This is a genomic window from Singulisphaera photorubra (assembly GCF_045290345.1).
GTDB lineage: Bacteria > Planctomycetota > Planctomycetia > Isosphaerales > Isosphaeraceae > Singulisphaera.
The window spans coordinates 13,111-27,005 of sequence record NZ_CP155447.1 but is presented as its reverse complement, the minus strand read 5'-3'; the positions used below and the strand labels follow the sequence as shown (position 1 = coordinate 27,005).

14 protein-coding genes and 1 pseudogene are annotated in these 13,895 nt (G+C 62.5%); 5 read left to right on the top strand and 10 right to left on the bottom strand.

The window, feature by feature from the left end:
- From V5E97_RS00130 to V5E97_RS00120, 3 genes are all read left to right on the top strand, one after another.
- Positions 1-375, top strand: coding sequence for a hypothetical protein (locus tag V5E97_RS00130; RefSeq protein ID WP_406697218.1), 375 nt, complete (start codon positions 1-3; stop codon positions 373-375).
- A 30-nt stretch (positions 376-405) separates the two neighbouring features.
- On the top strand, positions 406-651 hold the full coding sequence (locus V5E97_RS00125) for a hypothetical protein (RefSeq protein WP_406697217.1): 246 nt from the start codon (positions 406-408) through the stop codon (positions 649-651).
- A 183-nt stretch (positions 652-834) separates the two neighbouring features.
- Entirely contained in the window at positions 835-1,122 is a 288-nt protein-coding gene (locus V5E97_RS00120) for a hypothetical protein (RefSeq protein WP_406697216.1), read from the top strand.
- A gap of 115 nt (positions 1,123-1,237) precedes the next feature.
- On the opposite strand, the gene V5E97_RS00115 is transcribed toward V5E97_RS00120, so the two are convergent.
- Genes V5E97_RS00115 through modA form a run of 4 tightly spaced genes read right to left on the bottom strand, consistent with a single transcriptional unit; the run spans position 1,238 to position 5,089 of the window.
- Entirely contained in the window at positions 1,238-2,320 is a 1,083-nt protein-coding gene (locus tag V5E97_RS00115; RefSeq protein ID WP_406697215.1) for an RMD1 family protein, read from the bottom strand.
- A 32-nt stretch (positions 2,321-2,352) separates the two neighbouring features.
- Positions 2,353-3,474 (bottom strand): molybdenum ABC transporter ATP-binding protein, encoded by a 1,122-nt coding sequence (locus tag V5E97_RS00110; protein ID WP_406697214.1) that lies wholly within the window; start codon positions 3,472-3,474, stop codon positions 2,353-2,355.
- A complete protein-coding gene (gene modB / locus V5E97_RS00105; protein WP_406697213.1) occupies positions 3,471-4,154 on the bottom strand; it encodes a molybdate ABC transporter permease subunit in 684 nt (227 codons plus the stop codon). The genes V5E97_RS00110 and modB overlap by 4 nt, the downstream gene beginning before the upstream one ends.
- Positions 4,151-5,089, bottom strand: a complete 939-nt coding sequence (modA, locus tag V5E97_RS00100; protein ID WP_406697212.1) for a molybdate ABC transporter substrate-binding protein — start codon at positions 5,087-5,089, stop codon at positions 4,151-4,153. The genes modB and modA overlap by 4 nt, the downstream gene beginning before the upstream one ends.
- A gap of 197 nt (positions 5,090-5,286) precedes the next feature.
- Between modA and V5E97_RS00095 the strand changes: the two genes are divergently transcribed.
- Positions 5,287-6,771 carry a hypothetical protein gene (locus V5E97_RS00095; protein WP_406697211.1) on the top strand — a complete coding sequence of 495 codons (1,485 nt, stop codon included), beginning with the start codon at positions 5,287-5,289 and terminating at the stop codon, positions 6,769-6,771.
- A gap of 201 nt (positions 6,772-6,972) precedes the next feature.
- On the opposite strand, the gene V5E97_RS00090 is transcribed toward V5E97_RS00095, so the two are convergent.
- The 6 genes and pseudogenes from V5E97_RS00090 to V5E97_RS00065 form a co-directional block, all read right to left on the bottom strand.
- The gene (locus V5E97_RS00090; RefSeq protein ID WP_406697210.1) at positions 6,973-7,431 is read right to left on the bottom strand and encodes a hypothetical protein; all 459 of its coding nucleotides are present in this window, start codon (positions 7,429-7,431) and stop codon (positions 6,973-6,975) included.
- 111 nt (positions 7,432-7,542) lie between these two features.
- On the bottom strand, positions 7,543-8,151 hold the full coding sequence (locus V5E97_RS00085; protein ID WP_406697209.1) for a flavin reductase family protein: 609 nt from the start codon (positions 8,149-8,151) through the stop codon (positions 7,543-7,545).
- 16 nt (positions 8,152-8,167) lie between these two features.
- Positions 8,168-9,337: a homogentisate 1,2-dioxygenase gene (locus tag V5E97_RS00080; protein ID WP_406697208.1), complete on the bottom strand. Its 1,170-nt coding sequence runs from the start codon at positions 9,335-9,337 to the stop codon at positions 8,168-8,170.
- Positions 9,338-9,428: 91 nt separating this feature from the next.
- A pseudogene (locus V5E97_RS00075) lies at positions 9,429-10,136 on the bottom strand (fumarylacetoacetate hydrolase family protein); the annotation flags it as partial.
- 14 nt (positions 10,137-10,150) lie between these two features.
- Positions 10,151-11,257 (bottom strand): 4-hydroxyphenylpyruvate dioxygenase, encoded by a 1,107-nt coding sequence (gene hppD, locus V5E97_RS00070; RefSeq protein WP_406697207.1) that lies wholly within the window; start codon positions 11,255-11,257, stop codon positions 10,151-10,153.
- Between the two features lie 126 nt (positions 11,258-11,383).
- The gene (locus tag V5E97_RS00065) at positions 11,384-12,301 is read right to left on the bottom strand and encodes a hypothetical protein (protein WP_406697206.1); all 918 of its coding nucleotides are present in this window, start codon (positions 12,299-12,301) and stop codon (positions 11,384-11,386) included.
- A gap of 518 nt (positions 12,302-12,819) precedes the next feature.
- Here V5E97_RS00065 and V5E97_RS00060 point away from each other — a divergent pair.
- Complete coding sequence (locus V5E97_RS00060; protein WP_406697205.1) at positions 12,820-13,662, top strand: PRC-barrel domain-containing protein; 843 nt, start codon at positions 12,820-12,822, stop codon at positions 13,660-13,662.
- The last annotated feature ends 233 nt before the right edge of the window (positions 13,663-13,895 follow it).

Below are 13,895 nucleotides of genomic sequence, written 5' to 3'. Positions count from 1 at the left end.
TTGAACTTGGACATTCCCTCGGCCCCCGAAAAGCATAGCTACGTCACCTACGTTTTCAGGAACTCCTTCGGCGAGGTTGTTTATGTGGGCCGCACCAGTGGCTCCGGGACACCCAGGCAGGTGATGGCTGATCGCATCAGGAAGGGGCATGACCATTTCGTGGAGGGTTTGACTGCTGAGGTGGTTGACGTACAGGGATCAAAGCTCGCGAGCCAAGGAGCCGAGGAGGTCTTTGTTCAGGGGTTCAGAGAGCGAGGAGCGAAGCTCACGAATATCAACGAACCGTTGAGCTATAAGAATTTGGTACGCACCCAGCGTTCCCTGGAGAAGATTGAGGCGTATATTCAGGATCTGGACCAGAGAGGCTTGAGGTGAAATGGGGGGGGGATGGATATATTTATTTACATGAACGGAAAGTTGCCTTGCGGACTAGATGAACTTGAGGATGCTATCGATTCGGCCCTCGGGGACCGAGGTGAGGTGACGGGAACTGGTACCGGCCAAGTTGGAAGCAACATCGACGTCTTCATTGAAGAAGGAGATCTTTCCAAGGCGCAGGCCCTGCAATTGATACGCCGGATACTTGTCGACTATGGGCTGCCCGCCGCGACCAAGATCGTTGTCGACGGGTGCGAGCACTCACTCGCCTGACTCGTGGACGGTGCCTTCAGCAGGCAATGGTGAGGGGACCATCAGTGACCATGCACTTCAATTGGGAAATCTGAGAAATTTAGCAAAACTGCAAACCTGTCCACGAGTCTTGGTGGCCTGCTCAAACCTCCTGGTTTGCCTATTTTGGTGTATGGCCGTTGACTGTGCTCCTGGCCACCGGTTGTGCTTGTCGAGGAACCCTATGCGCTGATTCGGTTCGATTATTTAAATAGCCGGGGCGTGATTCTCTTCGGCTTGAAAGCCGTTTGTAACGTGCTCGATTACGTGGGCCAATCCGCCGATTGCCTCGTCGTCTTCGCGAGGTCGATGGGCGAAAGTCGGGTGATCGAGCCCTTTCGTGGTCCTCTGCCAGTGCACGACCTCTTCGACCCGGATCAGGATGATGGGGGAGAGGCTGAGTTGAGCCGGATCGTTCGCTTTATCGAGAGACAGGTGAAGGGGGGCGAGTGATTGGGAAATGACATTTGATTGGCGATCGGACACGTGGCAAGTTCCGAATTTCCTGCCGGAAATGACATTCGGTATAACATATTGATTAGTGCTGATTGGGGTTGCGGTCACACTCTCAATGTCTAAAAATGGCCAGGACGATCTCCATGGCAATCAGCAGAATCACGATGATTTCCAGGGTTTCCATGCGGATGACACCGGATTGCTGCACGAGTAAGTCATAGACATCGCCCACGGTGTCGAGCTTGCGGCGGATCGATTGTTGCCACTCGCGCAGGTGGAAGCGGGTGGAGGCGAGGTCGAAGACGCGCGAGAGGTACTGGTCGCCGATGAGTTTGAGGGCATTGTCCGCCCGTTCGAACAGGCTGGTGGCTTCGATTTCAAGCTCGCGGACGTTACGCATCGCTGAGCCATGCATTCGCCAGGAGGGGGGAGCCCACCGCCGTTGGCGACCGGTTCCGATCAGCTTGTAGGCGGCCTCGAGGCGATCGTCGAGGCGGTCGTCGATGTGGCGGAACTCAAGGAGTTGCACATTGGCGAATTCGATGACTTGCAGCGTATCAGCGCAGTCGCGGTCGGCGACGAATCCGGCCGCCCAGTCGAGCGTGACGAGGTCGGTCGGTGTGTACGAGATGTTCAACCGGTTGGCCTCGACAACTTCCGACTTGCTCAGGTGATCAGGTTCGAGCCGGACGAGACCGGCCACCCAGTCGGTATGGCTGGCGATCCAGTCTGCGTTGACGTTTTCGACCTGGAAGACGATGTATTCCTCGCTGAGCTCGCTCACCTCGAGATCGGTGATGGCCGGTCGGAGCCGGTCGATCAACGGGGTGACAACTCGCCGGGCCGCCTCGTTCAAGGGGGTGGGGTCGGCCAGGTCGCCCGCCAGGCTGAGGATCTCGTCAGGCGACATCCGGGCGGGGAACTGCACGGTCAGGGAGAGGGCGCCGAAGTCGAAGACGGACAATTCCGCGCGGGGCGGCTGAATGGTCACCCGACCGCCCGGTAAGACCAGGTCGATCGGGTCGATCGCCACGCGCAACGGGGCGGGTCGGTAGCGAATCGACTCCGGGGTCCGCCTGCGCCGGGTCAGGAGACCGGCCTCGCCCGGCAAGAGAGCACGGGCGGCTTCGAGGTCGATCTCGTAGCCGACATCGAAGGCGAAGGCCAGGTGGATGGTGATGTTCAGCAATTCCATGGAAATTCATGAATGAGATAGAGATGGAGATTTCAATCGGTCGACCCCGAGCTCAGCTCATCGTCCAGGATAAGGCAGCTTCGGGCTTTGACGATCAAATGGACGTCGGAACCAGGGGCGAGGGCCAGCGCGGAGACCGCCGACGCGACCACGCTCACGATCCAAGCGATCGCTCCGGTGTGGACGATGACCTCAGCCTCGGAGCCGTGAGCGACGATTCGGTCGACCGTTCCACCGATGACGTTGCGGGCACTCAGCCCCTCGATTGGCCCCTTGGCTAGCAAAATCTCGTCACCACGAATCTCGACCGCCAGGCAGGTTCCGGGGGGCCGATCGTAAAAGGGGACGACCAGGATCGGGCCGTCGATGAGTTGGAGCCGAGTTTCTCCCCCCCCCTCGGCATGGGATTCGACCCGCGTCCGGAAAATGTTGCGGACCCCTTCGAGTCGGCCCAAGCCGGCTCGGCCCGAGGCGGCCAGCACGTCGAGCGGTGGCCCTCGATCGATGATCTGTCCTTTTGCAAGCAGGAAGAGACGTGACCCCAGGGCGATCGCCTCGGCGGGACTGTGGGTGACGTAGAGGATCGGGATCGGTTCGGCCTGCTGGATCGTCCGAAGTCGTTCAATCAAGGTGTGACGACTTGTCAAGTCGAGGGCCGAGACCGGTTCGTCGCAGAGCAAGAGCCGGGGACGTGGGGCCAGGGCACGCGCAAGGCCGACCCGTTGCCGCTCGCCGCCGGAGAGCGTCGCCGGTCGGCGCTCGAGGAGATGACGCACACCGCAGAAGGCCGCGACCTCTTCCATGCGCGCTTTCGCTCGGAGCCGCGGCTCGCCCTTCAGCCCGAACTGGATGTTGGCTGCGACATCGAGGTGGGGGAACAGGAGATCGTCCTGGAAAATCATCCCGATCCGGCGCTCGCGCAACCGGAGGTCGACCCCCGCTTCATGGTCGTACAGCACGGTGTCGCCAAGTTGGATCCGCCCCCGATCGGGACGCTCCAGGCCGGCGATCAGGCGAAGCAAGGTGGTCTTGCCCGCCCCGGAAGTGCCAAAGATGACGCCGCACTCGCGGTCGATGCCGAGCTCGACGTCGAGTGTCAGGTCGGCATGGATCCGCCGCGTGAGCCGGAGTTCGAGGGCGTCGGTCTCGCTCAACGCTTGCGCTCCGTCGCGGGCAGGGTCCGCTGCACGAGCAGGAGCGATCCGATCGAGATCGCCGACACGCAAAAGGTCAGGCGGGCGGCGCGGGCGGCGTGGGCCGCGTCGGGAATCTGCACGGCGTCGTAGATCGCCAAGGAGGCGGTCTGGGTGAGGCCCGGAATGTCGCCGGCGACCATCAGGGTGGCGCCGAAGTCGCCCAGGGCTCGCGCGAACGCAAGGACGGCCCCGGCCGCCAGCCCGCGCCAGGCCAGTGGCAGCGTGACCGAGGTGAACACGGAAAGCTCGCGCCGGCCGAGCAACCGGGCCGCATCCTCGAGCGCTCGATCGACCCCCTCAAATGCACCGCGGGCAGGGAGTAAGAAGAGCGGGAACGCGGCGATCGCCGAGGCGATCACGGCCCCCGACCAGTGAAAGACGATCGTGACGCCCCAGGTCCGCTCGAGCCAGGCCCCGAACCAGGCGCGACGGCCGAGGAGTTGGAGCAAGTAATAGCCGAGGACCGTGGGAGGCATCACCAGCGGCAAAACGAGGAAGCCCGCGATCAGCCCCTTACCCGGGAATCGGGCACGTGCCAGCACCATCGCGATGGGGACGCCAAACACGACGATCGCGACCGTGGCCAGCGTCGCAACCCGGAGTGAGAGCCAGAGTGGGGCCAACTCGTGAAGGCTCACGGTCTCGTCGGGTGGGCACGGGCCACCACTCCGAATTCCTCTGCCATCAAGGGACTTCCGATGGTGGGCCGTGCCAACCCTACGAGAGGACTGAGAGCCTTGACTTCGGTGGATCCGCTCGCCTTCGAAGCGGCTTCGGGTTCGGCGAGGGCGCTGGCGAACCCCGCGTCTCTGAGGATCGCTTGGCCCTCGTCACCCAGGATAAACTCCGCGAATTTACCGGCATCCTTGGCTCGCTGCGTGCGAGCCACGATGCCCAAGGCCTGGACGATCGGGTCGTAGAGGCTGGGCTCGACCTCGACGACACGGATTTCGGGGACCGTCGCGAGTGCCCGGCCGACCAGGCCGGCCTCGGCGTTTCCCGAGTGGACGTACTGGAACGCCTGGCGAACCGACTCGGCCTGGACGATCTTGGGTTCGAGTTTCGACCAGAGGCCCGACCGCTCCAGCGCTTGCTTTCCGGCTGCCCCGTACGGGGCGGTCGCCGGGTTGGCCAGCGCGATTTTCTTGATCTCGGGCCGCTCCAGGTCCGCGAGACTCGTGATCGACGTTCCCGACTCGCGGTGGACCGCCAGCACGAGCGTTCCGCGCGCGTAAGGGTGGATGGAATCGGCCTGGATGTGCCCACCGGCCGCCAGCCCCTGCACGAAAGCTTGGTTCGCGGCGAGGTAGACGTCGAACGGCGCTCCCGCCTTGATCTGCTCGGCTAGTTGGCCCGACGCGCCGAAAGTCAGCCTGAGCTCGATCTTGGTCTGGGCGGTGAACCGCTTGGCGAGGACCGGAAGCACCGTCTGGAGATCGCTGGCGGCCGCGATCCCGAGAGGGCCGAGGGGGGCCCCCTGCCCTTGCGGGCCGGAAGGCGAATCACAGCTCATGCCGACGAGCGCGACCGCCAGGCCAACGGGCAGCGCCAACCTGGATTTGTGCCGGGGCATGGTGGCATCGTCCTATAATGGGTCATTCTCGTGGCGGTCCAGGCCATTGCAGACTGCATACCGATTGGACGATTATCGTAGGACCCGGATGGTCCCGCCGTCAACTCGCCTGCGATTGCGGTGGGGGGATGGTATCGGTTAAGACGGAATGGTCCCCCAGGGAGGACCGAAGTCGTCTCAGGAGCATAGATTACACGATGAAGACCGAGCAGTTTCTCCGCCACCATGGGATCGACGGTAACCCGTTTAGCGAAGAAGACGCGCAAACCGACACCGTCTTCAAGCGGCGGTGCATGGCGACGATTCACCATCCGGCCTGGGACAAATTCTTCGGCAGTCCGGCCGACCCGTCGACGGCGCTCGTCTTCGGGGAAAAGGGAAGCGGTAAGACAGCGCTTCGGCTTCAAGCGACCGCCGAGATGGAAGCGTACAACCAGCAAAATCCCGACAGCCGCGTCTTCGTCATTTCTTACGACGATTTCAACCCGTACCTCGATCACTTCAAGTCCGCCGTCCGCGCCAAAGACACGACGCAAGCCCTGACGCGCTGGCGGCTGCAGGACCACATGGACGCCATCCTCGCCCAGGGGGTGACCCAACTCGTCGACGCCCTGACGGCGAACCGCGTCGATCTCTCGGCCCTGAGCCTGGATCAGCGCCGGGACCTGCTTCTGCTGGCCGCCTTTTATGACCAGTCGACGGGGGAGCCGATCGAGAGACGCTGGAGCCGACTGCGGCGGCGGTCCGGTTTTCGCCCCTTATGGAGTCGGCGCGACTTGCAGATCGGCTTCGGGACGACCTTGCTGATCATCGGGCTGATCGCCCTCTTTCCCGCGATGCGGAGCATGACGGTCCTGCCCTGGTTGCTGGTCCCGGTCTTGCTGGGCTGGCTCTACTGGGGATGGCGAATCGCCCGCGCGGAATGGTTCGCGAGTGATATCCGCAAGGGCCTCCGCGTGCTCAGCCGCGACCCCGCCGCACTGCGATGGGAACTGCTCTGGTTCAAGCCGAGCGAATTGAGCGGGCAGCCCATGCCCACGGCCGCGGGGACCGGCGGTGAGGAACGCTACGAGCTACTCCGTAAGTTCCAGGGGGTCTTGAAAACGCTCGGTTACTCGGGAATTATCGTCCTGATCGATCGAGTGGACGAACCGCAGCAGATCGAAGGCGACCCGCGCAAGATGCGGGCCCTGATCTGGCCGCTCCTGGATCACAAGTTTCTCCGTCATCCCGGCCTGGGAGTTAAGCTCCTCTTGCCGATCGAGCTGGCCTACTATCTCGAGAAGGAAGACAAGGAGTTCTACGATCGGGCCCGTCCCGACAAACTGAACCTGGTCAAGCCGTTGCGCTGGACTGGTCCCTCCCTCTACGACCTTGCCGGTGATCGCCTTCGCGCCTGTTCAATCGGCTCGGCCACCGGTGCCGAGACCAACGGCGAAGGCCCGAGGCTTCGCCAGTTGATCGACGAGGCGATTAGCGACGACACGCTCAAAGATTCGCTGGGAAACCTGCGGACACCTCGGCAACTCTTCAAGTTTCTCCATCGCCTGGTGCAGGAACATTGCCACCGCCACACCGAGGATGCACCCAAGTGGTCGGTAGATGCTGATACGTTCCGCACGACCTATTCCGCCCATCTTCGCGAACTCGATGCGTTCGACCGCGGTTACGGCCACGGCTGAGTGAGCTAAGGCAGGCAAAAGTATTGCCAAGGGGCCGGATCCCTCGACAACGTTCGAGTGCGATCCGGCCCCTCTTTTTTTTCAACGATCCGCGACTGGGCGAGAATCTCACGGGATTTCCGGTCTGGTCGAATCAGTAGCCCGGCCGGCCCGGCCGTATCCCCCTCGGCCTGGTCGAATCTCGCATCACGAGGCCTGGACTTACGGTGCGGTATCGCGTTGGGGCCGTGAATTCGTGGTGTTTGCGGGGCTTTGTTGTTTCTTCCCACCCCTGGGAATCCAGAGGCTTTCTCCGACTGCGACCCGAGTTGGGGCGGCAGGTCGGCCATGCTCGTCGAGTTCGAAGGGTTCGGGGTCGAACTCAACTTCCAGGTTCTCCTTGACTCGATCCCAGGAGATACCGGTGACTTTGCCGATCAGGCTGTCTTTGCGAAAGACTGGGTCGCCCAGGGCCAGGTCTGGCTGCGCCTGGCCAATTTTCCCGCGTCCGAAATGTCCCGGAGAATCTCCGAGATACTTCGCATCGAAGCTCTCGACAATCACGAAGTTGAATCGATCTGGGTCGGAATCTGGCTGTTGACCCCGGGACGGAACGAGCTGCCAAGCGGCCAGGGCGAGGGTCAACAGGGTGGCCGAGATGACTTTGACTTGGACTCGCATGATTGCCTTTCAAGGGGGACTCACGGGCGACTTCGAGGCCGCGACCACAGCTTCGCGGTCCGTCGCTCTACCCCGCGGGAAGTGACTGACTTGGCCTTGGTCTCGGGCTGCTCAGGTGGGCCGTTTCATGGAAAACAGGTCGGTTGTCCGGGCGTAGTCATCTCCGCCCAACCGGCTGATTGTCCGCAGCTTGCGGGGATCGACACGACCGGACGGGTCGAGCATGCGGTCGTCGACATGAATGATCACGACTTCGCCGATGACCAGGTTCGCGGAGAGCGGGCCGTCGCCGACGGGGATGATTTGGCGGACGACGCATTCCAGATTGACAGGCGCCTCGGCGATTCGGGGGACGCGCACCTTGATCGATGGGAGTAACGACAGGCCCGCCAGCTCAACCTCACTGGTGCCGTGGGGGAGCTCTTTCGAGGAGAGGTTGATCTGCTCGGCCAAGGGCTCGACGGCCGCGTTCAGGACGAATTCACCGGTGGCTTCGACGTTGAGGAGCGAGTCTTTCTTCGAGCCGTCGCGGCGGAGCAACGGGGAAAAGATCACGACGGGCGGGTTGGCGCCGAAGGCATTGAAGAAGCTGAACGGCGCGAGGTTGACCCGCCCCTGCTGGTCGACCGAGGTGACCCAGGCGATCGGTCGAGGTGTGACCACATCAACGAGCATGCGGTACGACTCGAGCACGCCTGCTTTGGAGACATCGATCAGCATTGAGGGCCGCCTTCGTTTATTCCAGCCAACTGTACGGGTACTTGGGGTCGTCCAGCCCGGCGGCCTGCCGTGTCAGGGAGAGTGGTCGGGCCGTGTCAACCATCACGGCGAGCTCATCCGTACGCGTCTGGTCGCGGCTCGCCACGATCGTCCCCGGGTGCGGCCCGTGCGGGATTCCACGCGGGTGCAGGGTCAACGAGCCCTCTTCGACTCCTCGACGGCTGCCGAACCGGCCTCGAACATAATACAGGACCTCGTCGGCCTCCACATTGGAGTGGGCGTACGGCACCTTGATCGCCTCGGGGTGCGTGTCGAGCATTCGAGGCGCGAACGTGCAAACGACGAACCCAGGTGCCTCGAACGTCTGCTGCACCGGGGGGGGCTGGTGGACCGTGCCGGTGATCGGCTCGAAATCGTCGGCGTTGAATGTATAGGGGTAGAGCATGCCGTCCCAGCCGACCAGGTCGAACGGGTGATGCGCCAAGGTATAGCGCGTCAGCCGGCGGCCATCCTTGATCAGGACGGTCGTATCTTCCTCGCGGTCGATGGGGACGGCCAGACGCGGGCCATGCAGGTCGCGCTCGCCGTAGGGGGCGCCCAGGCGAATCTGGCCGTCGGAGCTGACGTATCTCGGTGGGATCATCAGGTAGCCGGCGGACTCGATGACGAGCAGGTCGAGTGGTTCCGCGGGGTCGGATTCCAGCATGTAGGTGGTGCAGCGTGGAATGACCACATAGTCGAACGGCCGGAAGGGAAGCGAGCCAAACATGGTGTGGAGGGTGCCGTTGCCACGGTGCACGAACAGGACCTCGTCCGCGCCGGCGTTCCGGTAGAGCTCGGCTTGCCGGTTGGCCGGTCGGCATCGGGCCAGGGTGACGTCGTCGTTCTCCAGGAGCGGGACTCGTCCCGTGACCGGGTCGCCAGTGGGTTCGATTCCCCACGATTGGAGGTGATGGTGACGTAGGGCGGGCTCCTCAACGATCTCCATCGGCAACGTTCCGGCCGGCTCGACCTTGCGCACCCGGGTCGGGGGCCGGAGGTGATAGACGATACTGTAGGCCCGGCCGAATCCGGCGACTGTGACCACTTCCTCGTAAGCGATCCCTTCGCCGCGGAAGCCCGGTTCGTGTCGGTGTGCGATGTGCCGCTTGCGCGGGACTGAGCCGAGCCGGAGATAGGGAGGCATGGGTTCACCGTCTTCTTTGGATTCGAGGGAACGGGTGAAACGCCGCGCGGAGGTTGTCTTCGAAGGCCTCTCTTCCGAGGTGAGCGAAGTCTCAAGGACACGGGTGTTCGATAACGCGATTGCGAAGCGTCCCGAGCCGCTCCACGGTCAACTCGACCACGTCCCCTGGCTTCAACCAGCCGCCGACGGCCTCGGGAGTCAGTTCCAGGATGCAGCCGGTGCCGACTGTGCCCGAGCCGAGGACATCGCCCGGGCGCAGGGTGGCGTCGCGGCTGGCGTGGGCCAGGAGTTGTGGCCAGGTCCAGAACATCGAGTCGGCGTTCCCGAGCGAGAGCACGCGGTTGTTGACGCTGGCAGTCATCACGAGGTGGAGGCGACCGTCGCGATAACGGTCGGAAAGCTCGTCGAATGTGACGAGGTCGGGGCCGAGTGAGGTGGCGAAGTCTTTCCCCTTGCTCGGTCCCAGGCCAACGCTCATCTCGAGAAGTTGGAGGTCGCGAGCGCTCCAGTCGTTCATGATGGTGAACCCGGCCACGAACTCCATGGCGCGGTCATCGGCGGGGAGGTCGCGGCACTCACTTGCAATCACACAGGCCAGTTCCAGCTCGTAGTCGAGGGCCCGACTGCCTCGCGGGGCGAAGACTTCCGCGTCGTGTGGGATGACGCCGGCGGGGTTGGAGAAATAGAAAACGGGCACCTTGTACCACTCGGGCGCTACGTCGAGACCGCGATGAGACCGGCACGTTTTTACGTGTTGTTCGAAGGCGTAGAAGTCACGGATGCTGGCGACGGGAGGCAACGGGTGTCGCATGGTCAGAGCGTCCCCCGACGTGCCTGGTCACGCTCGATCGCCTCGAACAGGGCCTGGAAATTGCCTTTGCCGAAGCTCCGGGCACCGTGGCGCTGGATGATCTCGAAGAACAAGGTCGGCCGGTCCTCGACCGGCTTGGTGAAGATCTGGAGCAGGTAGCCCTCGTCGTCACGGTCGACGAGAATTCCGAGTTCGGCCAGGACTTGCAGGTCCTCCTCGATCGGGCCGACGCGGGCGGGGAGTGTCTCGTAATAGGTTGGGGGGACCTTGAGGAACGAGACGTCGTTGGCGGCCATCGCCCGCACGCTGGAGACGATGTCGTCGGTCGCCAGGGCGATATGCTGCACCCCTGGGCCGTTGTGAAACGTGAGGTATTCTTCGATCTGGGATCGCCGTCGCCCTCGGGCCGGCTCGTTGATCGGGAACTTGATCCGCCCCTGGCCGTCGGCCACGACCTTCGACATCAAGGCCGAGTACTCGGTGCGGATGTCCTTGTCGTCAAACGAGACCAGCAGACTGAACCCGAGGACGCGCGCGTAGAAATCGACCCACTCCGTCATCTTCCCCTCCTCGACGTTGGCGACGATGTGGTCGATCGCCTTCAGGCCGACGGGGTGGAAGGTGCGGGGGCTGTAACGATCCGGGTCGAGCGGTTCAAACCCCGGGGCGAAAATCCCGTGGTAACGGCTTCGATCCACGAACGTATGGGACGTATCGCCATAGATCCGGATCCTGGCGAACTCGTAGATCCCGTGCCGGTCCTCTAGCCGGGTCGGCGGCGCCATCCCCTCCGCCCCTCGTGCCAGCGCGGTCTCGTAGGCGGCGGGCACGTTATCGACCTCCAGCGCAATCGACTCGACGCCGTCACCGTGAGCGACGAGCCGGGCATTCTCAAAGTGGTCGGAGCGGAGGGACGAGGAGAGCACAAAGGTGATCTCCCCCTGACGGAGCACGTAACTCGCCTGGTCGCGCACGCCGGTCTCCAACCCTGCGTAAGCCACCACATCAAAGCCGAATGCGTTGCGGTAGAAGTAGGCCGACTGGCGTGCGTTGCCGACGAACATTCGGACGTGATCGATACGCTTCAACACGATATCGGACAGCGGCATCGGGGCCTCCGCTCGGGCTATAACGGCGACGGAACGATGGGGTGGATTGCCAAACAACGGCCGGGCCGACTGTCTTGATTGCATGGGCCCGGTCGTTGTAATTCGGAGCGGCAGCCGTTCTTGCGCTCAGTCGACGATGCCCTTCGTCCGGTCCATCTCCAACCCGTCCCAGAAGAGCGAGACGGCCTCGAGTGCTCCGTGCGCTCCCTCAAAGAATCGATCGCGGTCGAACTCGGGAGCGAAGAACACCTCCTCCAACTCCTCCATGACGTGCCCGGCATGTTGGGCCTCAACACGGTTATGCCAGGTGAAGAACGCGAGCCGCAGGGCGGGGATTCGTGTTTGCTTGATGTGCATCAAGCCGTCTTCCAGCTCCTGCCAGAAGCCGGCCGCCGCCCAGTTCTCGACGGCGAAGCTGGCCCCGCAGGATACCTGGCCATCCTCGCTGCCGTAGAGGTGCTGCAACTCGTTGCAGAAATGGAGCGTGTACGGTCGCCCGTGCTTCCGCTGGCCCATCTCGTTGTATGAGAGCCCGATTCCTTGTCCGACGGCCAGCAACCATTCGAAATGCGCGGCGCGGAACCGGAAGGTCCCGCCGTCGACCGTGCCTTCGGTGCTCACCAGTTCGGGGTCCCCCTCTCGATCCTTGTCCGCTTCCTCAACGAGGTTCGCTCGCCTTTCCGGCTGGTCGGGCCGGTGGTAGATCACGCCGAGCTCATTCATAAGGATTTCTTTAGCTGACCGAGCTTGCTGAAGCGTCGGAGCGTGGATGACCCGCAAGAGGGCCGCGACGAGGAATTGATTCGAGAAGACTGAGAATTGTTGAATGAAGTGGCGCAGCTCAGCGTCGGTGGCCTCACCGTGTTGAAACCAGTGAGTATAGGCGTTGGCGGTGATCACTCTGTGGTGGAAGAGATCACGATCGACCCTGTCGAGGAACTCCTTGTAGTTTTCAACCTGACGGGGCGTCAGCTCTCCCCGCTGAAGCCGGCCTTCGATCCGTTCGGAAACGAGCAGATGATCGGCATGTGCGGCGGTAGACATGATGGCCTCCTCGTTCGATGTCCGAGGTGAGGAAGAAGCGAGACCATCATCTATTATACGCTCGACCGGCCCCAGGTCACCGGGGGGATTCCGCGGCATCACCATGGATTCGAGGTTTCGACAGGGAGGTAGCCTTGTGCAGAAATTCACGAACTTGACGCATGTTCCGTTGACTGGTCGAGGGAGTCGGCGGCCTTGCACCGTTCCGGGACGGAGTCGGCCAATCTTCGGATCAGAAGGTTGAGTCTTTGGCTCGCGAAGTGCTGGTTCAGGACTATCGGCACGCGACATCGGGAACCAGTCTCCGGTTCCGGCCCATGGGTCGATCATGTCAGTGACAAGAGGGGGGCCGGGCGTTCGGCCCGCCACCGGGACGGTCTTCGCTGTCGTGTTGCCAGGCAACGACCCCGGATGCGCGGGAGTGGTTGCCGGCGGATTGTCCTCAGGCCGTCCAGCCTACAGGGGTTGCTGGATCCGGTTCGATTGATCTCGACCTCATTCTGAAGGGAGAGAAACGAATGGTACGCCACAAGATGGTCCGTGAGCTGATGTATGGCTGTCTGGTACTCATGCTTTCCGGCATCGCCATGGCGGCTCAACAAGAGAGTGAGTCTGCCAAACGGACAAGTGCGGATCTGGATGAAATCCGCAAGGTCAGCACGCTGCTCGACGCCGACGTCATGAACAAGTTGAACGAGAAGATCGCGGACATTGAAGATCTGGTGTTCGCTCCCGAGGGGACGATCCTGTATGCCATCCTGAGCCAAGGAGGAGTCGCGGGCGTCGGCGCAACCTACTACGCGGTTCCGTGGGACCACTTCACGGTCAAGCACGCCAACGGGAAATGGGCGGTCAACCTGGACACGACCAAGGAGATCCTCGGAAAGGCGCCGAAGTTTGAGGATACGTCCTACAAAGACTTGATGAAGCCCGAATGGGTGGCCAAGGTTCACAGCTACTTCCGGCCACACCCCGACCGGGAGCCGCGGAGCCCCGGGGCCGTTTCGGTGGTGCTTCGCGCCTCGAAGCTCAATGACGCCAAGCTCAAGAACACTCAGAACCAGGATGTCGGCGAGTTGGTGGAATTGTTGCTCGATCGCAACTACCGCGCGGTCTTTGCCATCGTCGGCCGCGGGGGCGTCCTCGGCATCGGGGAGAGTTATGTCCCCGTTCCCTGGTCGAAGCTCCGCCTGATGTACAACAAGGAAACGACCGCGATCACGGCCATAATCGATGCGACCAAAGCCCAACTCGAGCAAGCCCCGCTCGTCAAGGAAGGCAGCTATGCGACCATGCTGGCCCCAGGCTTCGCTGGGCAAGTGGATCGCTATTTCGGTTCCACCCGCACCACCGCTCCCTGAACGGCGGTTGAACCCACTGTTGCTCTTTGGTCCGGGACCAGGCGCATGTTGGTCGGGAACGGAATCTTGGCGGACCGGCTTGAACCGGTCCGCCAAGCTGACAGGGGTTTCGGGCTCTGGTCTTTCGCTCATTCCTGCTGAGCGTTCGATCAGGAATACATGCCAAGTCCACCGGGTAAGTGGATTTGTTGCAGCTCTTTCGGGCTGCAAATTGCGTGCGTTACTTTCCTGAC